Origin of the sequence: Micromonospora nigra (assembly GCF_900091585.1) — a bacterium.
GTDB lineage: Bacteria > Actinomycetota > Actinomycetes > Mycobacteriales > Micromonosporaceae > Micromonospora > Micromonospora nigra.
The window spans coordinates 3,902,304-3,925,050 of sequence record NZ_FMHT01000003.1 but is presented as its reverse complement, the minus strand read 5'-3'; the positions used below and the strand labels follow the sequence as shown (position 1 = coordinate 3,925,050).

At 72.0% G+C, this 22,747-nt stretch carries 19 protein-coding genes and 1 pseudogene; 3 read left to right on the top strand and 17 right to left on the bottom strand.

Annotation, left to right across the window (positions count from 1 at the left end):
* The first annotated feature begins 21 nt into the window (after positions 1 to 21).
* Positions 22 to 948 carry a putative RNA methyltransferase gene (locus tag GA0070616_RS17015; RefSeq protein ID WP_091083288.1) on the top strand — a complete coding sequence of 309 codons (927 nt, stop codon included), beginning with the start codon at positions 22 to 24 and terminating at the stop codon, positions 946 to 948.
* Here GA0070616_RS17015 and GA0070616_RS17010 read toward each other — a convergent pair.
* From GA0070616_RS17010 to GA0070616_RS16955, 12 genes are all read right to left on the bottom strand, one after another.
* The gene (locus tag GA0070616_RS17010) at positions 945 to 1,625 is read right to left on the bottom strand and encodes a DUF4272 domain-containing protein (protein ID WP_091083284.1); all 681 of its coding nucleotides are present in this window, start codon (positions 1,623 to 1,625) and stop codon (positions 945 to 947) included. The two genes, GA0070616_RS17015 and GA0070616_RS17010, sit on opposite strands and share 4 nt — an antisense overlap.
* Positions 1,626 to 1,733: 108 nt before the next feature.
* The gene (locus tag GA0070616_RS17005; protein WP_091090984.1) at positions 1,734 to 3,017 is read right to left on the bottom strand and encodes a thymidine phosphorylase; all 1,284 of its coding nucleotides are present in this window, start codon (positions 3,015 to 3,017) and stop codon (positions 1,734 to 1,736) included.
* A 51-nt stretch (positions 3,018 to 3,068) separates the two neighbouring features.
* Positions 3,069 to 3,770, bottom strand: a complete 702-nt coding sequence (locus tag GA0070616_RS17000) for a cytidine deaminase (RefSeq protein ID WP_091083281.1) — start codon at positions 3,768 to 3,770, stop codon at positions 3,069 to 3,071.
* An 11-nt stretch (positions 3,771 to 3,781) separates the two neighbouring features.
* Entirely contained in the window at positions 3,782 to 5,062 is a 1,281-nt protein-coding gene (locus GA0070616_RS16995; RefSeq protein ID WP_091083279.1) for an ABC transporter permease, read from the bottom strand.
* Between the two features lie 3 nt (positions 5,063 to 5,065).
* Entirely contained in the window at positions 5,066 to 6,394 is a 1,329-nt protein-coding gene (locus GA0070616_RS16990) for an ABC transporter permease (protein WP_091083276.1), read from the bottom strand.
* The gene (locus GA0070616_RS16985; RefSeq protein WP_342672304.1) at positions 6,391 to 8,007 is read right to left on the bottom strand and encodes an ABC transporter ATP-binding protein; all 1,617 of its coding nucleotides are present in this window, start codon (positions 8,005 to 8,007) and stop codon (positions 6,391 to 6,393) included. The genes GA0070616_RS16990 and GA0070616_RS16985 overlap by 4 nt, the downstream gene beginning before the upstream one ends.
* Before the next feature lie 263 nt (positions 8,008 to 8,270).
* Positions 8,271 to 9,335, bottom strand: coding sequence for a BMP family lipoprotein (locus tag GA0070616_RS16980; protein ID WP_091083269.1), 1,065 nt, complete (start codon positions 9,333 to 9,335; stop codon positions 8,271 to 8,273).
* A gap of 276 nt (positions 9,336 to 9,611) precedes the next feature.
* Positions 9,612 to 9,953 (bottom strand): hypothetical protein, encoded by a 342-nt coding sequence (locus GA0070616_RS16975; protein WP_091090982.1) that lies wholly within the window; start codon positions 9,951 to 9,953, stop codon positions 9,612 to 9,614.
* A 148-nt stretch (positions 9,954 to 10,101) separates the two neighbouring features.
* Entirely contained in the window at positions 10,102 to 11,910 is a 1,809-nt protein-coding gene (locus GA0070616_RS16970) for an alpha-amylase family glycosyl hydrolase (protein WP_091083266.1), read from the bottom strand.
* 142 nt (positions 11,911 to 12,052) lie between these two features.
* Positions 12,053 to 12,979, bottom strand: coding sequence for a sugar ABC transporter permease (locus tag GA0070616_RS16965; RefSeq protein WP_091083263.1), 927 nt, complete (start codon positions 12,977 to 12,979; stop codon positions 12,053 to 12,055).
* Positions 12,976 to 14,616, bottom strand: a complete 1,641-nt coding sequence (locus GA0070616_RS16960) for an ABC transporter permease subunit (protein WP_091083259.1) — start codon at positions 14,614 to 14,616, stop codon at positions 12,976 to 12,978. The genes GA0070616_RS16965 and GA0070616_RS16960 overlap by 4 nt, the downstream gene beginning before the upstream one ends.
* Complete coding sequence (locus GA0070616_RS16955) at positions 14,616 to 15,869, bottom strand: sugar ABC transporter substrate-binding protein (RefSeq protein WP_091083256.1); 1,254 nt, start codon at positions 15,867 to 15,869, stop codon at positions 14,616 to 14,618. Before GA0070616_RS16955 ends, GA0070616_RS16960 begins: the two co-directional genes overlap by 1 nt.
* 196 nt (positions 15,870 to 16,065) lie before the next feature.
* Here GA0070616_RS16955 and GA0070616_RS16950 point away from each other — a divergent pair, with 196 nt between their 5' ends.
* Both GA0070616_RS16950 and GA0070616_RS16945 read left to right on the top strand, forming a co-directional pair.
* Positions 16,066 to 17,151, top strand: a complete 1,086-nt coding sequence (locus GA0070616_RS16950; protein ID WP_091083253.1) for a LacI family DNA-binding transcriptional regulator — start codon at positions 16,066 to 16,068, stop codon at positions 17,149 to 17,151.
* 156 nt (positions 17,152 to 17,307) lie between these two features.
* The gene (locus tag GA0070616_RS16945; RefSeq protein ID WP_091083249.1) at positions 17,308 to 18,939 is read left to right on the top strand and encodes a glycoside hydrolase family 13 protein; all 1,632 of its coding nucleotides are present in this window, start codon (positions 17,308 to 17,310) and stop codon (positions 18,937 to 18,939) included.
* 153 nt (positions 18,940 to 19,092) lie between these two features.
* Here GA0070616_RS16945 and GA0070616_RS16940 read toward each other — a convergent pair.
* From GA0070616_RS16940 to trpS, 5 genes and pseudogenes are all read right to left on the bottom strand, one after another.
* Positions 19,093 to 19,533, bottom strand: a pseudogene (locus GA0070616_RS16940) (hypothetical protein); the annotation flags it as partial.
* Positions 19,534 to 19,714: 181 nt separating this feature from the next.
* Complete coding sequence (locus GA0070616_RS16935) at positions 19,715 to 20,089, bottom strand: GntR family transcriptional regulator (RefSeq protein WP_091083246.1); 375 nt, start codon at positions 20,087 to 20,089, stop codon at positions 19,715 to 19,717.
* 20 nt (positions 20,090 to 20,109) lie between these two features.
* Entirely contained in the window at positions 20,110 to 21,033 is a 924-nt protein-coding gene (locus GA0070616_RS16930; RefSeq protein WP_091083244.1) for a YihY/virulence factor BrkB family protein, read from the bottom strand.
* 68 nt (positions 21,034 to 21,101) lie between these two features.
* A complete protein-coding gene (locus GA0070616_RS16925) occupies positions 21,102 to 21,716 on the bottom strand; it encodes a 2'-5' RNA ligase family protein (protein ID WP_425412956.1) in 615 nt (204 codons plus the stop codon).
* On the bottom strand, positions 21,706 to 22,731 hold the full coding sequence (trpS, locus tag GA0070616_RS16920) for a tryptophan--tRNA ligase (RefSeq protein ID WP_091083238.1): 1,026 nt from the start codon (positions 22,729 to 22,731) through the stop codon (positions 21,706 to 21,708). The genes GA0070616_RS16925 and trpS overlap by 11 nt, the downstream gene beginning before the upstream one ends.
* Between the last annotated feature and the right edge of the window lie 16 nt (positions 22,732 to 22,747).

Sequence of the window (22,747 nt, the reverse complement as noted above, 5' to 3'; positions counted from 1 at the left end):
GACCGGGCCCGGGGAGGCGTGATGGACCCCCGCGTCGTCGGACGGCTGCGCTGCCCCGTCTGCCACGATCCGCTGGCCGAGGTCGGCGACGCCCGCGTCCTGCGCTGCCCGCGCCGGCACAGCTTCGACATCGCCCGCCAGGGGTACGTCAACCTGCTGGCCGGGCGCGCCCCGCACGCCGGGGACACCGCCGAGATGGTCGCCGCCCGCGCCGACTTTCTCGCCGCCGGGCACTTCGACCTGATCTCCGCCGTCCTCGCCACCGCCGCGGTTCACGCCAGGCACGCCAGCGCCGCGACGGCGGCCACGGATCAAGCCCACCCGCAGCCACCCGCACCCACGGCACACGGGTACCCGCTGGTGGTGGACGCCGGGGCCGGAACCGGCCGGCACCTCGCCGCGGTGCTGGCGGCGCTGCCGGACGCCGTCGGCCTGGCGCTGGACGTCGCCAAGCCGGCGCTGCGTCGCGCCGCCCGCGCCCACCCACGCGCGGCGGCGGCGCTGACCGACACCTGGCAGCGGCTGCCGCTGGCGGACGCCGCCGCGACGGTGCTGCTGAACGTCTTCGCCCCCCGCAACGGCGCCGAGTTCCACCGGGTGCTCGACCGGGCCGGACGGCTGCTGGTCGTCACCCCCGCCGAGGACCACCTCGGCGAACTCGTCGCCGCGCTCGGCCTGCTGCGGGTCGACCCGGCCAAGGCCGACCGGGTGGCCGACAGCCTCGGCGGGCACTTCACCGAGGAGTCGACGGCCGTGCACCGCCGGGAGCTGACCCTGACGGGCACGGAGGTCGCCACCCTGGTCGGGATGGGCCCGAGTGCCTGGCACACCGACCCCGCCGGGTTGGCCGACCGGATCGCCGTCCTCGGCGAGCCCGTCCGGGTCACCGTGGCGGTGCGGCTCGGCGTGTACCGCCCCCGCCAGGCGCCCCCGCCACGCGCCCGCTAGGTCGACAGGTCGACTTCCTCCCAGCCCGGCGGCTCGTCGTGGTACGGGCCGCGCAGGATCACCGCCCACTCCAGCGCCCACCGGCGCTGGCCGATCGCGTTGGCGTCGACCAGTCCCGGCAGCGACCGGCCCGCTCGCTCCACCTCCAGGTACGCCCAGTCGAGGCAGTAGTGCAGGTCGAGCAGCGCCGCCGCGTCGGCCGGGTGCTGCGGAGCGGTCAGGATGCGCGAGCGCCACTGCCCGAAGGTCTCCCCCGCGGCGATGTGCGGCAGCCGCTCCACCAGTCGCTCGTCCACCGGCAGCGTCGGGTCCAGGATCTTCGTCAGCCCCAGCACCCAGGCCAGGGAGAACAACGCGTCGTGGTGCAGCACGAACGAACGGTGGTCGCCCTTGCCGCCGGTGACGAACTGGAACTCCGGCGGGGTGACCCTCTCCACCAGGTGCGAGGCGAGCAGCCAGCTCATCGCCGCCTGCGGGGGCATGCCGAAGCAACGGGCCAGGATCAGGTGCAGCACGGCGATCCGCGCCTCGATGTCCGCCGTCGGGCGCAGCTCGATCTCGTCGCCCGGCTCCCACACGAGGGGGAACTGCGACGGCGGTAGGGGCAGGTGCAGCCGGGTCAGCTCGTCCAGGCTGGCCTCGCGCACCTCTCGGGGGTCCGGGGCAGGAACGATCACGGCGGATAATCCTGTCTGCTCACGACGGCACGGCGCCGGTTGTCCCCCCTGGCCTGGGAGGATAGCGCTCCTCGGAGGTCAGCACCATGGGGCACGGCCCGGACGGGCTCAGCCGATCCGCTCGATGACCAGGGGTGCCGTCGCCGGCGGGGCGGGTGCCACGGTCACGGCGCGGGCCGCCTCGGCCAGCGCCGCCGGGAGCCGGTCCGCCCGCTCGGCGCGCAACTCGTAGAGGGGGTCACCGGCGCGCACCGGATCGCCCGGCCGCCGGTGCAGCACCACTCCGGCGGGAACGCTGACCGGGTCCTCCTTGCGGGCCCGCCCGGCGCCGAGCCGCCACGCGGCCACCCCCATGGCGTACGCGTCGACCGACGCCACGAAGCCGTCCGCCTCGGCACGAACCACCTCGACCTCGCCCGCCGCCGGCATCGGGGCGTCCGGGTCACCACCCTGGGCCCGCACCATGGCACGCCAGGAGTCCATCGCCCGGCCGTCGCGCAGCGCCGCCGCCGGGTCGGCGTCCGGCAGGCCGGCCGCGTCCAGCATCTCCCGGGCCAGTGCCAGGGTCAGCTCGACCACGTCGGCGGGGCCACCGCCGGCCAGCACCTCGACCGACTCGGTGACCTCGACCGCGTTGCCGACGGCCAGCCCCAACGGCGTGGACATGTCGGTGAGCAGCGCCACCGTCCGCACGCCGTGCGCACCGCCCAGCTCCACCATCGTGCGGGCCAGTTCGCGGGCGTCGTCGACGGACTTCATGAACGCGCCGGAGCCCACCTTCACGTCGAGCACCAGAGCGCCGGTCCCCTCGGCGATCTTCTTGCTCATGATCGAACTGGCGATCAGCGGGATGGCCTCCACCGTGGCGGTGACGTCGCGCAACGCGTACAGCTTGCGGTCGGCGGGGGCGAGGCCGTCGCCGGCCGCGCAGATCACCGCGCCGACGTCGCGCAGCTGGGCGATGAACTCCGCGTTACCCAGGCCGGCCCGCCAGCCGGGGATCGACTCCAGCTTGTCCAGCGTGCCGCCGGTGTGCCCGAGACCCCGGCCGGACAACTGCGGCACGGCCGCGCCGCAGGCCGCCACGAGCGGCGTCAACGGCAGGGTGATCTTGTCACCGACACCCCCGGTCGAGTGCTTGTCCACGGTCGGACGGGGCACCGACGACAGGTCCAGCCGCTCGCCGCTGGCGATCATCGCGGCCGTCCACCGGGCGATCTCCGCACCGGTCATCCCGTTCAGCAGAATCGCCATGGCCAGCGCCGACATCTGCTCGTCGGCCACGGCCCCCCGGGTGTACGCGTCCACCACCCAGTCGATCTGCGCGTCGGACAGCACTCCCCCGTCCCGCTTCACCCGGATGACGTCGACAGCGGCAAAGCCACTACTCATGAACAGATCTCCCCCCAGTCGCATGACGGATACCGACCCGCGGCCTGAACCTCAGCTCCAACGAACCGGGATCTCCATCGGCGGCTCACCCTCGCCGGCCCAGAAGATCGTCCCGCCCGCGTCCACCACGACCACGCGGGGCGTACGGGCCAGTCCCCAGGCGATCGCCTCCGCCGGGTCGCCCCAGCTCGGCCCCTCCTCCAGCACCCCGGTCTCGGCATCCGCGTCGTCCCCGGCGGACCTCTCCCAGTACGCCGTCCAGACCTGCTGCCCGGCCGACAGGTCGGGGTGCACGAACACGGTGCCCCGGCCGCGCCAGGCGGCGAGCCGGCCCGGCACCTCCGGCACCGGGTGCGCCCCGGTGACCGCCTCGATGTCGGCCACGTCGAAGGCGTGCGGCAGCAGCTCGGCCATCCGCAGCGGGCCCTCGGCGGCCTCGACCAGGCACTCCGGCCCACCCTGCTCCCACAACAGCTGGCGGCAGCGCCCGCACGGCATCAACGGCTCACCGGTGGCGTCGACGCAGGACAGCGCCACGATCCGCCCGCCGCCCGTGGCGTGCAGCGAGGAGACCACCCCGCACTCGGCGCAGAGCACCACGCCGTACGCGGCGTTCTCGACGTTGCAGCCCACCACGACCCGACCGTCGTCGACGAGCGCCGCCGCCCCGACCGGGAACTTCGAGTACGGCACGTACGCGTGCCGCATCACCTCGGTGGCGGCGGCCCGCAGCCGCACCCAGTCGATCTCCATGCCAGCTCCCGTCAGCCCTTGATGTACGGCTTACCATCCGCGGCCGGTGCGCGCACCCGGCCCACGAGCCCGGCCACGGCCAGGATGGTCGCCAGGTAGGGCAGCATGGCCAGGAACTGGCTGGGGATCACGCTGTTGATGGCGCTCAGGTAGGTGGCGAGCTGGTCGGCGAAGCCGAAGAACAGCGCCGCCAGCAGCGCCCCCGTCGGGCTCCACCGGCCGAAGATCAACGCCGCGAGGGCGATGAAGCCCTTACCGCCGATCATGTTCTTGGTGAACGAGTACAGCGCCAACGTGTACGACGCGCCACCGATACCGGCCACCATGCCGGCGGCCAGCACGTTCAGGTACCGCAGCCGGAGCACCCGGACGCCGAGGGTGTCGGCGGCGGTCGGGTGCTCGCCGACCGCGCGGGTCCGCAGCCCCCAGCGGGTGCGGAACAACGCGATGTGGATCACCAGGACCAGCAGCAGGCCGAGGTAGAGGAAGATGTTGCCGCGGAACAGCGCCGGACCGAGCAGCGGGATGTCCGACAGCAGCGGGATCTCCCAGTTGCTGAACCGGGGCGCGCTGTTGTAGCGCTGCGCGTCGGTCTGCATCAGCCGCTCGTAGAGGAAGCCGGTGACGCCCACCGCGAGCAGGTTGAGCACGATGCCCATGACGACCTGGTCGACCAGGTAGCGGATGGCGAACACGGCCAGCAGCAGCGAGATGAGCGCGCCGCCGATCGCGGCGGCCACCAGGCCCACCCAGACGCTGCCGGAGATGCTGCCGAACAGCGCGCCGCTGAACGCCCCCATCAGCAACTGGCCCTCGATGGCCACGTTGACCACCCCCGAGCGCTCGCACAGCACCCCGGCCAGCGCACCGAAGATCAGCGGCAGGGCGAGGATGAAGGTGCCCCGGATGATGTTGACCATGGGCATGAAGTTCTGCCCGGCCGGCGCGGCGGAGACCTGCCAGCACAGGAAGGACAGCACGAACGCGACCAGACCGGCACCGAGCACCGGGATGAACCAGCGCTTCGGCAGGCCCGCCAGCATGGCCGCGCCGGCCGCGAGGGCGAGGATCCCGAATCCGATCGCGCCGATCGTGCCGTTGACCTCCAGCGCGGCGCCGGCCGAGTCCTCGCTGAGGGTGAAGCGGGCCTGCTGGTCGGTGGCCAGGGCCCCGAACAGCACCGCGCCGAGCAGGCCGAGCCCGACCAGCACCAGGCCCACCTTGCGGGTACGGGTCCAGAATCCCTCGTCGACCGGCGCGACCGCGACGTCCTCGACAGCCATCGTGGACATCTGTCACCAGCCCTTCGCGAGGCTCGTCTGCGGCCGGGCGGCGCGGGCGGCCCGGAGCTGGAAGATCGCCTTCACCAGGGCAGGCGCGGCGATGAAGATGACGATCAGCGCCTGGAGCACGGTGACCAGCTCCAGCGAGATCCCCGAGTACGACTGCATCCGGTTGCCGCCGGCCTGCAACGCGCCGAACAGCAGGGCGGCCAGCGCCACGCCCCACGGCTTGACCCGACCGAGCAGCGCCACCAGGATGCCGTCGAAGCCGATCTGGGCGACCACCAGCGGGGTGAGAGCGCTCGCGGTGGTGCCCAGCACCATCTGCGAGCCGCCGAGCCCGGCAAGCGCACCCGCGAACACCATGACCAGCACGTAGGTGCGGGTGACGCTGATCCCGGCGGTGCGGGCGGCGTCCGGGTTGGCACCGACGGCGCGCAGCTCGAAGCCGAGCGTGGAGCGGTTGAGCAGCCAGGCCACCGCCCAGGTGGCGAGCACCGCCAGGATGATGCCGGCGTGCACCCGCAGCCCGTCACCGAGCAGCCGGGGCAGCTGCGCGGAGGGGTCCACCGACCTGCTGATCGCGTCCGCGCGGTCCGGGTCGCGGACGCCGTTCTGCACGATCATCCAGGTCAGGAAGTACACCGCGATGTAGTTGAGCATGATCGTGTTGATCACCTCGTGCGCGCCGGTACGCGCCTTGAGGATGCCCGGCACGAAGCCCCAGATCGCGCCGCCCAGCGCGCCCGCGAGCACCGCGACCAGCAGGTGCAGGCCGGGCGGCAGGGGCAGCAGGAAACCGGCCAGGGCGGCCAGGATGACGCCCATGGTGGCCTGGCCCTGCGCACCGATGTTGAACAGGCCGCCCCGGAAGGCGAGCGCCACCGCCAGGCCGGTGAACACCAGTGGGGCGGTGTAGGTGAGCGTCTCCGAGATCGGGCTCATCGCCGCCTGGAACCCGACGGCGTCGGGGTCGAAGACGGCGCCCTTGAACAGGTTGCCGTACGCCTCGCTGACCAACGTCCAACTGGAGTTGATCGCGTCGGCGGGCCGCGCGGTGATGTAGCTGTACGTGCCGAGCACGTCCGGGTCGGACACGATGATCAGCACCGCGCCGACGAGCATCGCCAGCAGCAGCGACAGCACCGTCACGGTGACGGTGTTCGCCGCCCAGAGGTTGTCCAGGAACAGCCGGCCCAGAGTCGGGCGGGCCTCGGGGGTGGGCTGCTTCGGCGTGGTCGCCACCTCGGCGCGTTCGGTGTTGCCGAGCGCGGTCCGCCCGGCCTGCTCCTCGCTCGCCGGCTCCTTGTCCGGCGAGCCCGCCTGGGGGTTGTCGGTCATCGCTTGTCCTCGTTGACTGGGCCCTCGGGGGCCGGAGCCGCGCCGTCGGTGGCCGGGACGTCGCGGTCGGTGGTGGCCGCCGTGGCGTCGGTGGTGGTCGCCGCGTCGCCGTTCGTGGTGGCCGTGGTGGCCCCGGTTCCCGGTGACGGGCGGTCCGCCGGCGCGGTGTCCGGGGTGACGCCGGCCATCAGCAGACCGATCTCCTCGCGGGGGGTGTCCGGGCCGACGACGCCGATGATCCGGCCGCGGTACATGACCGCGATGCGGTCGGCCAGGCCGATCACCTCGTCGAGTTCGCTGGAGACCACCACCACGGCGGTGCCCTGGTCGCGCTCACGCACGATCCGGCCGTGGATGAACTCGATCGAGCCCACGTCCACGCCGCGGGTGGGCTGGGCGGCGATGAGGAGCTTCAGCTCCCGGGACAGCTCCCGGGCCACGATCACCTTCTGCTGGTTGCCGCCGGAGAGGGTGCCGACCGGGGAGTCCGCGGAGGGCGTCCGCACGTCGAACTGTGCGATCCGCTCCCGGGCGGACGACGCGATGGCCTCCGGCCGCAGCGCCAGGCCCCGGCCGAAGGGCGGGCGGTCGTAGACGTCGAGGACCAGGTTCTCCGCGACGGAGAACTCCTTGACCAGGCCGTCGACGCTGCGGTCCTCGGGCACGTAGCCGACGCCCGCGCGGAGCACCTTCTTGGTCGACCAGCCGTCGATCCGCTGGCCGTCGACGGTGACCGAGCCGGCCAGCACCGGCCGCAGCCCCATGATCGCCTCGATCAGCTCGGTCTGCCCGTTGCCCTGCACGCCCGCGACACCCAGCACCTCGCCCGCACGGACGGTGAGGTCGACGCCGCGCACCGCGCGGCACTGCCGGTCGTCGTCGGCCACCAGGCCCGAGACCTCCAGCACGGGGCGGCCGGGGGTGGCGGGGGTCTTGTCGACGGTGAGCCGGACGCTGCGACCGACCATCAGCGCGGCCAGTTCGTCCCGGCTGGCCGTCGGGGAGGCGGTGCCGACGGTCTTCCCGCGCCGGATCACGGTGATCCGGTCGGCGATGGCCTTGACCTCGCCGAGCTTGTGGGTGATGAACACGATCGACTTGCCGGCCGCCTTGAGCGACCGCATGACCGTCAGCAGTTCCTCGGTCTCCTGCGGAGTGAGCACCGCGGTCGGCTCGTCGAGGATCAGCAGGTCGACGTCGCGGGTCAGCGCCTTGACGATTTCCACCCGCTGCTGGAGGCCGACGGGCAGGTCCTCGATCACCGCGTCCGGGTCGACCCGCAGGTTGTACCGCTCGGAGACCTCGGCGACCTCGCGACGGGCGCGGCGGCGGTCCAGGAAGCCGGCGATGCCGCCCCGGGTGCGCTCGGCGCCGAGCATGATGTTCTCCGCGACGGTGAAGACGGGCACCAGCATGAAGTGCTGGTGCACCATGCCGATCCCGGCCGCGATCGCGTCCGAAGGGCCCCGCAGCTTCAACGGCTTCCCGTCGACCAGGATCTCGCCCTCGTCGGGCTGGTACAGCCCGTAGAGGACGTTCATCAGGGTCGACTTGCCGGCACCGTTCTCGCCGAGCAGGGCGTGGATCTCTCCAGGCTCCACCGTCAGGTCGATGTCATCGTTGGCGACCAGATCACCGAACCGCTTGGTGATGCCGCGCAGTTCGAGTCTCAGCGCAACCTCCTGGAGTGCGAAGCGATGGTGCAGCGTAGCCGCCGCGGACCCGGTACCGGCGAGGGGTGGCCGGCCGGTGGAGTGGACCGGCCGCCCCGGTCGCCGACGGAGTGGTCCGCGCGGCGCCGGAGCGGCCGGAACGTGGTGCTGAACCGTGCGCCGGCCGCCGCGATGATCGTCTCACCGTGGCTGCCGGCGACAGGTCACTTCGGCTGCGCGGCGGACTCGACCTTGACGGTGCCCGCGGAGATGTCGGCCTTCAGCTTGTCGACCTCGGCCTTGAGCTCGGCCGGCACCTTGCTGTCGAACTCGTTGTACGGGGCGATGGACACCCCGTCGTTGGCCAGGGTGCCGACGAAGCCGGGGTCGGCCGCCAGCTTCTCGCCACCGGCGGCCTTGAGCACGGCCTCCTTGACGGCGCCCGGGATGTTCTTCACCACGGTCGTGATGATCACGGAGCAGTCCGGGGTGCTCTTGCAGCCGTCGACGTCCACCCAGATGGTGTTGTACTTGCCGCCGGACGCCTTGGCCGCGCTGGTGGTGCCGAGGCCGGCGCCGCCGGCGACCGGCATGATGATGTCCGCGCCCTGGGCCACCAGCGCGTCGCTGACCTTCTTGCCCTCGTCCTGCTTGACGAAGTCGTTGGTGAAGGAGCCCTTCTGGGTGGCCTTGTCCCACCCGAGGACCTGCACGTTGGTGCCCTTGACCTGGTTGTGGTGCGCGACGCCGTCGGCGTAGCCGTCCATGAAGATGGTCACCGGCGGGATCGGCAGACCGCCGTAGGTGCCCACCTTGCCCGTCTTGGTCATGCCGGCGGCGACGTAGCCGGCGAGGAAGGCGGCCTGAGCGGTGTCGAACTGCATCGGGTAGACGTTGGCGACACCGGGGTCGGCGTCGACGATGCCGAACTGCTGCTCCGGGTTGGCCTCGGCGATCTTCTTGGTGGCTTCGGACATCAGGCCGCCGACGGCCAGGATGAAGTCGCAGTCCTGGTTGACGTACTGGGTCAGGTTGACCTCGTAGTCCGCCTCCGCCTTCGACGCGACGTACTTGATGTCGATGTCGCCGTTCTCGGCCTTGGCGTCCTCCAGGCCCTGCCAGGCCGAGGTGTTGAACGACTTGTCGTCGATGCCACCGACGTCGGTCACCATGCAGGCGCTGTACTTGTCGCCACCGGTACCGGCGTTGTTGTCCTCATCGGGGGCCTCGCCGCACGCGGCGGCGCTCAGCACGAGCCCACCCATCGCGACGACCGAGGCGATCCGCATCCCACGCATCGAGCGCAAGACGTCTCCTTCCCATTGCACACCGCGTCCTGCGCGGTGGCAGCCCTTGAGCCGGCTTGCGCTGTGCCGCCGGCGTCCCACGTTACGGACGGGAGCGTACGCCCGCGCCCACCTACCGGCCGACAATCGTGCACGACTGTTGGGTGCCTGTTACCCCTACGTAACCCTTGGGTGGGGCAGATCACCCCGGGCGCTGTTACGCATACGTACGGGTGTCGTGAACGTCCGGTTCCGGGTGCCCTCGCCCGCCCCGGAACGTCACCGCCAGAAGACCGCCACCGCCGCGTTGACCAGGGTCAGACCGACGATGGCGAGGAAGTGCCCGCGGTTGACCTCGTCGCGCTTCCGGGAGAAGAAGACCATGACGAAGATGAGCAGCGCGATGACCAGTTTCGTCACGATCTTCGCCGGGGCGGGCTCGTCGCCGTCGCGCAGCGGTGCGGACAGGCCGACGCCGGCCAACAGGGCCACCACCGCACCCCACAGCATCGCCTTGTTGATCCGGATCGGGCCACTGACGAGCTGGGCGACCGCGCCGCCGAGCAACAGCGCGAAACCGACCAGGTGCACGTAGAGGAGAATCAGTCTCAGAGCTTCCACGGCCACCATCCTGCCCTATCAACGACGTCATGTAGTAGTGGGCCGTGCCCACCTGTCCGGAACCGGTGGGCCGTGGCCCCCTGTCCAGAGCCACGGCCCCCTGTTTCAGAGCCGTGGCCCCTGTTCTCAGAGCCGTGGCCCCCTGTTCTCAGAACCGCCACACCTGGAAGGTGGGGCCGTCGGCGGGCAGGGTCACCGCGCCGGTCGGGTCGGGGCGCAGTGCGGGCGCGCCGCCGTACAGGTTCTCGGCGGGTGGCAGGCCCGGCAGGCGCACCGGCGCACCCGCAGCGCGCCGGGCCAGCACCAGGACGCCACCGGCGGTCGACTCCCGCAGGAACACCAGGGTGTCGGCGTCGGCGTACACCCGGCGCAGGCCGCCGTGGCGCAGCGCCGGCTCACCCCGACGCAGCGCGAGCAGCGCCCGGTAGGCGGCGAACGTCGAGGCGTCCCACCTCTCCGGCCGGTGCCACGGCATCGGCGTCCGCGAACTCTCGCCGTTGGCACCGGTCAGGCCCAGTTCGTCACCGGCGAAGACCACCGGCGTGCCGGGCATGGTGGCCAGCAGCCCGGCCGCGACCTCCTGGCGGGCGGCGTCGCCGACCACCGTGCGGATCCGGGCCGAGTCGTGCGAGCCGAGCAGCTGCCAGGAGTGGGTGTAGGACCGCCAGGACACCAGCGACCGGTACGCGTCCATGGTCGCCAGCACGGCCGGCGCGTCCCGCCGCCGCACCCCGGTCGGGGTGCCGAGGAAGTGGGGCAGCGGCTCGTCGCCGTGGCGCAGCCAGGACCAGACCGGGTCGGTGAACCCCACGTAGTTCATCGTGCCGTGCCAGCCGTCGCGGTCCAGGTCGCCCGTGTGGTCGTGGCCGTGCTCGGCGAGCAGCAGACCGTCCGCGCGGGTCTGGGCCACCACCGAGCGCAGCAGCCGCGCCACCTCGTGGGTGTGGGCGTCGGCACCCCGCCGGCCGGTCATGTTGGCCACGTCGACCCGCCAGCCGTCGAGGGCGTACGGCGGGCGCAGCCATCGTCGCAGCAGCGAGTCCGGGTCGGTGGCGAACCGGCGGCGCAGCTCGGCGCTGCCCCAGTTCAGCTTCGGCAGCGACCGGACGCCGTTCCAGGACTCGTAGTCGCCGGTCGCCTCGTCGAAGTAGTACAGCTCCCGTTCGGGCGCGGACCCGTCGGACGCTGCGGCGGTGAACCACCGGTGGGCGTCGCCGGTGTGGTTGCTGGTGATGTCGCCCAGCAGTCGCCAGCCCCGGGCGTGCACCGCCTCGGCGAGCCGGGCCAGGGCGGCGTCCCCGCCGAGCAGCGGGTCGACGGCGTCGAAGCTGGCCGCGTCGTAGCGGTGGTTCGACCGGGCCGGGAAGAACGGTGTCAGGTAGACGGTGTTGACGCCCAGGCGGTCGAGGTGGTCCAGGCGCTCGGTGATCCCGTCGAGGTCGCCACCGTAGAACTGGTACGGGGTCTGCGGGCCGCGCCCGACGACCGGGGTGTCCCAGTCGCAGGGGACGGCCCAGTCGGGCACGGCGCGGGCGTCGGCGGCGGCGGAGCGGGCGAACCGGTCGGGGAAGATCTGGTAGATGACCGCGTCGCGGGCCCAGGCGGGCGGTGGGGCGTAGCTGACGAGCTTGAAGTCGCCGTTGTCGGGCACGTCGTGGTCGACGGTGCCGGCGGCGGTGAGCCAGCGGGTGCCGCGCGCTCCGGTGAGCAGGAAGCGGTAGTTGCTGACCGGGTTGCGGACCTCGACCGGGGCCCGCCACCAGACCTCGTCGCCGTCGCGGCGGTCCACGACGGCCTCGGCGAACCGAGGCTCGCCGTCGCCGGTGGTGCGCACGTGCACCTGCCGGACGTCGGTGCCGGCCGGCACCCGGACGAAGACGTCGACGGTGTCGCCGAGGGCGGGTTCCTGCTCGGGGACGTACAGGGCGGAGCCGTCGTGGTGCGGCGTGAGGGACATGGGGCGACCTTTCGCGTCGGCCGGACAGGGAGAGGATGGGGTCGCCCGCCGCGGCCGGTCTCCCGGCCGCGGCGGTCAGCCCGTGACTGCTCCGGTGTACGTCGGACGCCGACGCCCTTGCCGCAGCGTGAGCCGAGGAGGCTCAGCCCTTGACCGCTCCGGAGGTGAGGCCGGAGACGATGTAGCGCTGGAGGAGTTGGAACACCAGCACCGTGGGGATCGCGGTGAGCAGGGTGCCCGCCGCGAAGATCCCGAAGTTGTTGTTGCGCTCGCCGGCCACCAGGCCGAACATGCCGACCGCCAGGGTCTTCGCCTCGGGGTCGGTGAGGAACACGTTGGCCATCAGGAACTCGTTGATCGACCCGATGAAGGCCAGCAGGCCGGTCACCGCGAGGATCGGTGCCACCAGGGGCAGGATGATCCGGAAGAACACCTGGGCGTGGCTCGCGCCGTCCACGGTGGCGGACTCGTCGAGTTCCTTCGGCAGGGTGTCGAAGAAGCCCTTCATCAGCCAGGTGTTCGCGCCGAGGGCGGCACCCATGTAGAGCAGGAACAGGCCCCACGGGGTGTTGAAGCCGATGGCCGGCCACAGGTCGGTGACCGTGGTGAAGATCAGGAAGATCGCCGTGATCGCCAGGAACTGCGGAAACATCTGGATCAGCAGCAGCGCGAGCAGACCGACCCGCCGGCCCGCGAACCGCATCCGCGAGAAGGCGTACGCCGCCAGCGCCGACAGGAAGATCGACGCGAAGGTGGCCACGCCGGACAGCAGCAGCGAGTTGAGGAACCACCAGGCGAACTCGGTCCGCTCGAACAGCTCGCCGAAGTTGCCGAACGACACGCCCTCGGTGGGCACCAGTGCCGTGGAGGACAGGGTGCCCAGCGGGTTCACCGCGGCGGAGATGACGAACATGATCGGAAAGAGGCTGAACGCCACCGCCAGCACGCCGACGACGTGCCGCCAGCCGACCTGGGCGAACCAGCGCTTCCTCCTGCGCCGGTCGGCGTTGCGCCTGGCGGCCGAAGCGGCGGGGTCGGCCGCGACCGGGGGACCGGTGAGCGCGGTCATGAGTACACCTCCTCCAGCTGCCGGGTCCGCCGGAAGCTGATCGCGGAGACCGTGGCGACGATCGCGAAGATGAAGATCGACACCGCCGCCGCCAGGCCGTACTCGGCGCCCTGCGCGCCGAAGGCCAGCCGGTACGAGTAGGTGACCAGCAGGTCGGTCGCGCCGGCGGTGGTGTTGTCGGCCGGGAACGGCCCACCCTCGGTGGTCATGTAGATCGCGTTGAAGTTGTTGAAGTTGAACGCGAACGACGCGATCAGCAGCGGCGACAGCGCCACCAGCAGCAGCGGCAGGGTCACCGACCGGAAGGACTGCCAGGGCGAGGCCCCGTCGACCGAGGTGGCCTCGGTCAACTCCCGGGGGATGGCCTGCAACGCGCCGGTGGCCACCAGGAACATGTACGGGTAGCCGAGCCAGAGCTGCACCAGGATCACCGCGATCCGGGCCGACCAGGGCTGGCCGAACCAGTCGACCCCGAGCCCGAACATGTTGTTGATCAGGCCGAAGTCGGTGTTGAACATGTCCCGCCAGGCCAGCAACATCGCGAACGACGGCATCGCGTACGGCAGGATCAGCAGGACCCGGTACCAGTTGGTGCCGCGCATCCTGGGCGAGTGCAGCGCCAGGGCGATGGCCATGCCCAGCAGGAAGGTGAACCCGGTCGAGCCGATCGCGAAGGCGAAGTTCCAGACCAGGGTGGAGAAGAACGGCTCGGAGATCGCCGGGTTGGTCAGCACCCGCTGGAAGTTGTCGAACCCGACGTTGACCTTCCAGCCCTGGGCCAGCCGTTCGCCGTCGGGGGAGACGAAGGCACCGACCGTCTCGTCGGCGGTCCACGTCCGGCCGCTCTCGGAGTCGCGGATGCAGTCGCACGCCCGCTCGTACGCCCGGACCGCCTTGCCCTCGTAGGCGCGCGACAGGCCGGACGAGCGCAGCGCGCCGTCGTCGGTCGGCACGACGAGGTCGGTGATCTCCTGGCTGCGCAGGCTGGCCTGGCCGACGTTGAGCACGGTGTAGCCCTCGGCGGCGGTGACCCTGCCGCCCGGCGCGACGGTGGCGGCGTCGGCGTCGAGCGGGCGCAGGCCGTCGGCGTCACCGACGGAGACCTCGCCGGTGGCCGGGTCGGTGACCAGGAAGACCAGCGGGCCGGTGGCCGCGTCGCCGGTGGTGGCGATCGACAGGGCGTACTCGGTGGAGCCCGGCACCTGCGTGACCGAGGCGGACTGGATGGCGACGATGGCGTCCCGCTTGTCGCCGCGGTGACCGTCGCCGAAGTTCGTGAACGAGGTGCTCGCGGTGTAGAGCACCGGGAAGATCTGGAACACGATCAGGAAGAGCGTGCCCGGGATCAGATACTTGGCCGGGATGTGCCGCGGCGTCAGGTACAGGTAGAACAGGCCGGCGGTGGTGCCGAGCAGCAGGGCCAGCCCGATCCAGTACTCGGCCTCGATGAGCGGGAACGCCGCCCAGATCGCGATCCCGGCCACCAGGCCGAGCAGGATCACCTTGACCGCGAGGCCGGTGGCGGTGATCGGCGCGTGGTTCCGCGCGGTACGGGACGAGCGCGGGAGCCCGGAGCGGACGGGCCCCCGGCCCGGGGTCCCTGGTGCGGACCCCGGGCCGGACAGCGGCGTGCTCATTACTTGATCTGTTCGGCGATCGTCTTGCCGGCGGCGGTGACGGTCCTGGCCGGGTCGGCGCCACCGATGATGGCGGCCTCGGCCTTGCCGAACGGGTCCCAGATCGCGGCCATGGCCGGGATCGCCGGGAGCACCTGGCCGTTCTGGCCGGCCTCCAGGAACTTCGCCAGGTCGGGGTCGCTGCCCTTGACCTGGTCGAGCGCCGCGGTCAGCGCCGGCGGGCGCGGCTCGGCGTTGTAGAGGGCCACGGCCAGATCCGGCGTGGTGGTGTAGTTCGCGACGAACTCCTGCGCCAGGGCCTTGTTCTGCCCCTTGGCCGCCACGTAGAACGCCTGGACGCCGATGAACGGCTGGGCCTCCTTGCCGCCGGCGAAGCCGGGGACCGGGGAGATGTCGTAGGAGATGCCGGCCTTCTTGACGTCGGTGATCGCCCACGGACCGGAGACCAGGAAGGCGCACTTCTTGCCGGTGAAGGTGGCGATGGAGTTCTCGCCGCTGATGGAGCGCTTCAGCGCACCCTCGCCCTTCTCCCCCAGCGCGGCGATCTTCTTGAACGCCTCGATCGATCCGGGCTTGCCGACGCCCAGGTCCTTCGGGTCGTAGTCGCCGTTGGCCGTGGTGCCGAACAGGTAGCCGCCACCGGAGGTGTACAGCGGGTAGATGTGGTACGCGTCGCCGTTCTGGCCGACCTGGAGGCAGAGGATCTCGCTGGCCTTCTTGTCGGCCTTGAGCTTCTTGCCGGCGGCGACCAGGTCCTCGACGGTCTTCGGCGCCTCGGGGGCCAGCTCGGTGTTGCGGATCAGGGCGATGTTCTCCTGGGCGTAGGGCACGCCGTAGAGCTGACCGTTGAAGGTCACCGCCTTGATCGCGTTCTCGCTGAAGCCGCTCTTCTGGTCGGCGGCGAGCTGCACCGGGTCGATGGCGCCGTTCTGCACCAGGTTGCCGATCCAGTCGTGCGCGCCGACCACGACGTCGGGGCCGCTGCCCTGCTGGGAGGCGGTGACGAAGTTGGTCTGGAGATCCTTGGAGACGGCCTGCACCTCGACGGTGACGCCGTTCTCCTGGCCGAACTTCTCCGCGAACGGCTGGAGGGCGGCGGTCCGCTTGTCATCGGCCCAGATGACCAGCTTGCCGCCGGCGGCCTGGGGGGACTGGGACGTCGCCGGCTCGGTGCTGTTGCTGTCGCTGCCGCAGCCGGCGGCGGCGAGCGCCAGGCCGAAGACGGCGACCACACCCGCGGTACGGATGCGCATCGGTACTCCTGTCGTCATGGCGGCCCGCCGGGGGAAGGGCGGCCGCCAGTGGAAACCTCTGTAAGTTCTTGCTGCCCGGCGCTGGTTGCTGCGCCGCTGCTCTCGCATGTTGCGGGGACGTTAGCAAGGGGTTGCAGAGAATGGAAGGGCTTGCAGGAGCGTACGCAAGAAGTTGCCCGTAAGCTAAAGTGCCGCCATGCGCGCTCGTTTGTCCGACATCGCCCAGCAGGCCGAAGTCAGCGAGGCCACGGTGTCGCGGGTGCTCAACGACCGCCCCGGCGTGGCCCCCGAGACCCGGCAGGCCGTCCTGACCGCCCTCGACGTGCTCGGCTACGAGCGCCCGGCCCGACTGCGCAAGCGCAGCGCCGGCCTCGTGGGCCTGGTCGTGCCGGAGCTCGACAACCCGATCTTCCCCGCCTTCGCCCAGGTCATCGAGTCGACGCTGGCCCAGAGTGGCTACACCCCCGTGCTCTGCACCCAGACCCCCGGCGGTGTCACCGAGGACGAGTACGTCGAGATGCTGCTCGACCGGCAGGTCAGCGGCATCGTCTTCGTCTCCGGCCTGCACGCCGACACCGCCGCCAACCACGACCGCTACCGGGCCCTGATCGCCCGGCCGCTGCCGGTCGTGTTCATCAACGGGTTCGCCCCCGGCATCGCCGCGCCCTTCGTCTCCTGCGACGACGGCGAGGCCACCGAACTGGCGGTGGCCCACCTGGCCGCCCTCGGGCACCACCGGATCGGCCTCATCACCGGCCCGGACCGTTTCGTGCCGGTCCAGCGCCGGGTGGCCGGCTTCCGGGCCGCGATGGGTCGCCTGGGGGTCGCCGAGGCCGACCTGGACGAGCTGGCCGAACTGTCGCTGTTCGGCGTGGAGGGCGGCGAGGCCGCCGCGGGGCGGCTGATCGAACGCGGCGTCACCGGCATCGTCTGCGGCTCCGACCTTATGGCGCTCGGGGCGATCCGCGCGGCCCGGCAGCGCGGCCTGGCCGCGCCGGCCGACCTGTCGGTGGTCGGGTACGACGACTCGCCGCTGATGGCCTTCACCGACCCACCGCTGACCACGATGCGTCAGCCGGTGAACCGGATGTCGGTGGCCGCCGTGCGGGCCCTGGTCGACGAGATCAACGGCCACGGGGCACCGCACTCGGAGTACGTGTTCCGCCCGGAACTGGTGGTGCGCGGCTCGACGGCGGTCGCCCCGCCGGCCGGCGCCCGCCCCGCCCCCGGCAACCCGGGACACTCTCGTCCGGCGCCGCCGGCGCTCGTCGTTCCCGCGTGAGTCAGCCCGCACCCGCAGCAGCCGCCGACGCTTCTTGCGCAAGAACTGCTTGACTCTTGCAGCACCCGGGCGGCATCCTTCTGGTCACACCCGCGCTCCCCTCACCCGTACCGCGCGGGTGCCGCCGTCCCGCGCCACAGAACGGGGTAGTCACCGATGACCGTCAGCACCGCCACGCCGCCGATCTCCGACGCCGACTGGTGGCGGTCCGCGGTCGTCTACCAGGTCTACGTCCGCAGCTTCGCCGACAGCAACGGCGACGGCACGGGCGACCTGGCGGGCATCCGGGAGCGCCTGCCGTACCTGCGTGACCTCGGGGTGGACGCCCTGTGGCTGACCCCCTTCTACACCTCCCCCATGATCGACGGAGGCTACGACGTCGCCGACTACCGCGACGTCGACCCGATGTTCGGCACCCTCACCGACTTCGACGCGATGATCACCGACGCCCACGCGCTCGGCCTGCGGATCATCGTCGACATCGTGCCGAACCACACCTCCAGCGCGCACCCGTGGTTCGCCGCCGCCCTCGCCGCCGCCCCCGGCTCCCCCGAGCGGGCGCGCTACATCTTCGCCGACGGCCGCGGCGACGACGGCGAGCTGCCGCCCAACGACTGGGAGAGCATCTTCGGCGGCCCCGCCTGGACCAGGCTGCCCGACGGCCAGTGGTACCTGCACCTGTTCGACCCCGCCCAGCCCGACCTGAACTGGCGTCACCCCGAGGTGCGCGCCGAGTTCGAGGACGTGCTCCGCTTCTGGCTCGACCGGGGCGTCGACGGGTTCCGCATCGACGTGGCCCACGGCATGATCAAGGCCGAGGGCCTGCCGGACGTCGGCTTCAACTCGATGACCACCGGCCAGCGCCAGTCGGAGCTGCTCGGCAAGGGCCGGCTGCCCTACTTCGACCAGGACGAGGTGCACGACATCTACCGCGCCTGGCGGCCGATCCTGGACAGCTACCCCGGCGGCCGGATGGCCGTCGCCGAGGCGTGGGCCGAGACCCCGCAGCGACTGGCCCGCTACATCGGCCCCGACGAGCTGCACCAGGCGTTCAGCTTCGACTTCCTCGACGCCACGTGGTCGGCCGACTCCTTCCGCAAGGTCATCGACACCGCGCTCGCCGAGTCGACCATCGTCGGCGCGCCGACCACCTGGGTGCTGTCCAACCACGACCGACAGCGGCACGTCACCCGCTACGGCGACGGCGAGGTCGGGTTGCGCCGCGCCCGGGCCGCCGCCCTGCTGATGCTGGCCCTGCCCGGCTGCGCCTACCTCTACCAGGGCGAGGAACTGGGCCTGCCCGAGGTGCTGGAACTCCCCGACGAGCTGCGCCAGGACCCGGCGTTCCTGCGCACCGGCGAGAGCCGGGACGGCTGCCGGGTGCCGATCCCGTGGAGTGGCGAGCTGGCCCCGTACGGCTTCGGCCCGGAGGGCAGCGAGCTGAGCTGGCTGCCGGCCCCCGCGACCTGGCGGGCCCTCTCGGTGGCCGCCCAGACCGGCGTCCCCGGCTCCACCCTGGAGCTCTACCGGGCGGCGCTGCGGATCCGCCACACGCACCCCGCGCTGGCCGGCACGGGCACCATCACCTGGCTGGAGACCGAGCCCGGTGTGCTCGCCTTCAGCCGCTCCGCCGGCGACGCCGTGCTGACCTGCGTGGTCAACATCAGCGGTGCGCCGGTCCTGATCGACGGGTACGGCGAACCGGTCGTCGCCAGCGCGGCCCTCACCGACCAGGGCGCCGCCCACCTGCTCCCGGTCGACTCGGCCGCCTGGTTCGCCCGGCACTGACCGGGTGACTCGTCACGAAACCTGGTCGTCCGGCGTGCTCCGCGCCGCCGGGCGACCGACCTGCCGACCCCTTGTGGTGGGGGGCGAGGTGGCGCTGGCGCCCGGGAGAATCCGATCTCCCGGGCGCCGGCCGCCATCCTCCGGCCCGCCGACCTGCTCGCCGGTCAGCAGCTCGGCGATCCGGGCGAACCCGGCCCGCAGCTCCGCCTCACTCGGCGCGGCCCGTGGCTGCGGCGGGTGCTCCGCACGGGCGGCGGAGTCCGCCAACTCCTCGTCCCGCACGTCCTCGAAGTCGCCGTAGAGGTCGGCCTGCTCCGCCCGGGCCGCCTCGTCCCGCGCCGCGGTCCGCGCCGCGGCGATCTCACCCCGCACCTGATCCGCGGAGACCGCCGGCAGCATCGGTTCCACCACCGCCATCAACTGCTCCTCGGCCACCACCGCCTCGGCCAGCGACAGCGCGTGCCCCCGCTCGTAGGGGCCGCAGACCACCGGCTCCCACTCGTCGACGTCACCCAGCGGGCCGAAGGTGATGATCCACGGCAGGTCGTGCATCGGCGAGTCTTCCGGCAGGTCCAACGTCACGAGTGCCCCCACGTTCCCATCCTGGCCCGTCGCCCGACCGGCCACGCCCGAACCGCCAACGCCGCCGGGCAACGCCCCGGCCGGCAGGGGCCGCAGGTCGTCGCCGGCCGGCAGGGGCCGCGAGTCGTCCCGGTCGGCAGCAGCGCGAGGCGTCCCGGTCGGCAGCAGCCGGCGGGTGCTCGGGAGACCCGCCCTACCGCGGGGGCGGAGGTGGGGCGGCCAGGGCTGCGCGGACCAGGGACAGGGCCGTGTCCGACGGCACGCCGAGACGGATCGCCTCGGCGGCGTAGGCCACCGCCGCGCGCTGGAGGCGGTCGACGGCGTCGTCGCGGCCGGGGGCGACGAACGTGCCGTGCCGGCCCCGGGTCTCCAGCAGCCCGGCGGCCTCCAACTCGCGGTAGGCGCGGGCCACGGTGTTCACCGCCAGACCCAGATCCGCCGCGAGCTGCCGCACCGGGGGCAGCCGGGTGCCGACCGGCAGCCGGCCGTCGCCCACCTGTTCCGCGAGTTGGCCGCGCACCTGTTCGTACGGCGGCACCGGCGACGCCGGGTCGACCGGGATCAGCACGACACCTCCCCCGTCCTCCCTCACCCGGCGCCGCCCGGGGTGCCCGGACCGGTGTCCACGTCGAGATCGCGCGGGGTCGGCTGCTCGGCGAGGTCCACCACCCGGCCGCGGTGGCTGGTCGCGGCGAGCGCCGCGCCGAAGAGCACCAACTGGTTCAGCAGGTAGAGGTAGAGCAGCAGGCCCACCGCGCCGGCCACCACCGTGTACGCCGGGTTCCGCTCGGTGCGTACCACGTAGAACCGTCCGACCGTGTTGAGCAGCGTGATGCCCACCGCGACCAGCAGCACCACGGGGCGCAGCCGGACCCGGCTCATCCGCAGCCGGGGCACCGCGACCAGCAGCAGGGTGGCGAGCACCGCGTTGACCAGCACGCTGAGCGCCGCGCTGACCGTGGTCAGCCCGATCGAGCCGGTGCTGCGCAGCAGGAACCGCAGCAGCGACTCCAGCGTGTCGACGGCGGCCACCGAGATCCCGAGCAGCACGAAGAAGACGACCAGCACGCCGAGGTCGACCAGGCGGCGGACCACCAGGTTGCCCGGCTGCTGGTTGAGGCCGTACATCAGGCGTTGCGAGGAGCGGATCGCCTCCACCCAGCCGATCCCGGTGAAGACCAGGATGACCAGGCCGACCACCCCGACCGTGCCGCTGCTCTCGGCCACCTGCGCCGGGTCGATGAAGGGGAGGTTCTCCTCCAGGAAGTCCGCGGCGGCGGCGCTGACCTCGTCGTTGTCCTCCAGGATCGCGCCGAAGATCGAGTACGCGACCAGTGCCAGCGCGAACACCGCGAAGAACCCGTAGTAGGCGATGGCCGCCGCGAGCCGGGCACCGAGCAGGTCGGCGTACAGCTCGACGGCGCGCCACAGGTGGCTGAAGGCCGGGGAGCGGCGGCGGGCGGCCTTCAGTCGGCGGTCGATGCCCGTCGTCACCCGACCCAGGAGGTTCACGTCGTCATCCTCGCCGATCCGTCGTCGTCGCCGCGTGCGTAACCCCGGCACAGCCGGACCGGGACCGCTCAGCCCCCCAGCCGGAAGTCCCGCCGGGGCTGCCACCGGGTCTTGCCGCTGTGCGAGAAGAGGGTGAACGCCTCCACCTCGAACATGGCGGAGAAGTCGGCCAGATCCTCGTACGCCCGGTCCAGCGCCTCGGGAGCGACATCCTGGGCCACCGTCACGTGTGGATGGTAGGGAAAGCGCAACTCCCGGCGCAGCTCGGGGGCGGCGTTGATGGCGGCGGCCAGCAGCTCGCACTCGCTGATCCCGGCGGCGACGGCCACGAACACCACCTGGGTGACCGGCCGGAACGTGCCGGTGCCCCGCAGGTGCAGGGCGAACGGCAGGTGGGTGGCGGCGACACCGGCCAGGTGGCGTTCCACCGCGGGCAACGCGTCGACCGGGATCTCCGTGGGCCCGAGGAGGGTCACGTGGGCGGGTACGGTCTGCTGGTCACCGGCCTCCAGTCGACGCCGGGTCAACAGGCTGCCCCAGGGCTCCGGGATGTCCACGGCGATCCCGATCTGGATGGTCTCGCCGGTCACCGGTGCCCCGTCACCGTCGTCCACGCTCCGCGCCGCCCCTTCGGCCACCGGCTGCCGCCCCCACCCGTCCGTCGTGCGACGACTACTCGCCACGGACCGGCCGGTAGAACCCGACCCGGTCGTAGACGACGCCCAGCGTCTCGACGGCGACCTGTCGGGCCTTCTCCGCGCCGGCGACGAGGAGCTTGTCGAGCTGCGCCGGGTCGGCCAGGTGACTTCGGGTGCGCTCCTGGATCGGGCCGACGAAGTCGCGCACCACCTCGCCCAGGTCCTTCTTCAGGTCGCCGTAGCCCCTGCCGTCGTACGCGGCGACCAGGTCGTCGATGCTCCGCCCGCTCAACGCCGAGTAGATGGTGAGCAGGTTGGCGATGCCCGGCTTGGTCTCGGCGTCGAACACGACCTCGCGGCCGGTGTCGGTGACCGCGGAGCGGATCTTCTTGGCCGAGCGGGCCGGGTCGTCGAGCAGGTCGACGATGCCACCCGGCGACGACGACGACTTCGACATCTTCGCCGTCGGGTCCTGCAGGTCGGTGATCTTCGCGGTGTCCTTGACGATGTGCGGCGCGGGCACGGTGAAGGTCCGGCCGAACAGCTTGTTGAAACGCTGCGCCAGGTCCCGGGACAGCTCCAGGTGCTGGCGCTGGTCCTCACCGACGGGCACCGCGTTGGCCTGGTAGAGCAGGATGTCGGCGGCCTGCAGGATCGGGTAGGTGAACAGGCCGATGCTGGCCCGCTCGTTGCCCTGCCGGGCCGACTTGTCCTTGAACTGGGTCATCCGGCTGGCCTCGCCGAACCCGGTGATGCAGCCCAGCACCCAGGCCAGCTGGGCGTGCTCGGGCACCTGCGACTGCACGAACAGGGTGCAGCGCTCCGGGTCCAGCCCGACGGCGAGCAGCTGCGCGGCGGCCAGCCGGGAGCGCTGCCGCAGCACCTTCGGATCGTGCCCGGCGGTGATCGCGTGCTGGTCGACCACGCAGTAGAACGCGTCGTGGCTGTCCTGCAAGGCCACCCAGTGCCGCACCGCGCCCAGGTAGTTGCCGAGGTGGAACGAGTCGGCCGTCGGCTGGATGCCGGAGAACACGCGGGGGCGGGCGGTGACGTCGGACATGCCGGCAATTCTGTCA

Excerpts from the sequence above, each read along its gene's own strand:
- GA0070616_RS16970 (WP_091083266.1), bottom strand. The coding sequence starts at position 11,910 with ATGTCCCTCACGCCGCACCACGACGGCTCCGCCCTGTACGTCCCCGAG.
- GA0070616_RS17015 (WP_091083288.1), top strand. The coding sequence starts at position 22 with ATGGACCCCCGCGTCGTCGGACGGCTGCGCTGCCCCGTCTGCCACGAT.
- GA0070616_RS16950 (WP_091083253.1), top strand. The coding sequence starts at position 16,066 with ATGCGCGCTCGTTTGTCCGACATCGCCCAGCAGGCCGAAGTCAGCGAG.
- GA0070616_RS16995 (WP_091083279.1), bottom strand. The coding sequence starts at position 5,062 with ATGTCCACGATGGCTGTCGAGGACGTCGCGGTCGCGCCGGTCGACGAG.
- GA0070616_RS17005 (WP_091090984.1), bottom strand. The coding sequence starts at position 3,017 with ATGAGTAGTGGCTTTGCCGCTGTCGACGTCATCCGGGTGAAGCGGGAC.
- GA0070616_RS17000 (WP_091083281.1), bottom strand. The coding sequence starts at position 3,770 with ATGGAGATCGACTGGGTGCGGCTGCGGGCCGCCGCCACCGAGGTGATG.
- GA0070616_RS16980 (WP_091083269.1), bottom strand. The coding sequence starts at position 9,335 with ATGCGGATCGCCTCGGTCGTCGCGATGGGTGGGCTCGTGCTGAGCGCC.
- GA0070616_RS16955 (WP_091083256.1), bottom strand. The coding sequence starts at position 15,869 with ATGCGCATCCGTACCGCGGGTGTGGTCGCCGTCTTCGGCCTGGCGCTC.
- GA0070616_RS16960 (WP_091083259.1), bottom strand. The coding sequence starts at position 14,616 with ATGAGCACGCCGCTGTCCGGCCCGGGGTCCGCACCAGGGACCCCGGGC.
- GA0070616_RS16990 (WP_091083276.1), bottom strand. The coding sequence starts at position 6,394 with ATGACCGACAACCCCCAGGCGGGCTCGCCGGACAAGGAGCCGGCGAGC.
- GA0070616_RS16965 (WP_091083263.1), bottom strand. The coding sequence starts at position 12,979 with ATGACCGCGCTCACCGGTCCCCCGGTCGCGGCCGACCCCGCCGCTTCG.
- trpS (WP_091083238.1), bottom strand. The coding sequence starts at position 22,731 with ATGTCCGACGTCACCGCCCGCCCCCGCGTGTTCTCCGGCATCCAGCCG.
- GA0070616_RS16945 (WP_091083249.1), top strand. The coding sequence starts at position 17,308 with ATGACCGTCAGCACCGCCACGCCGCCGATCTCCGACGCCGACTGGTGG.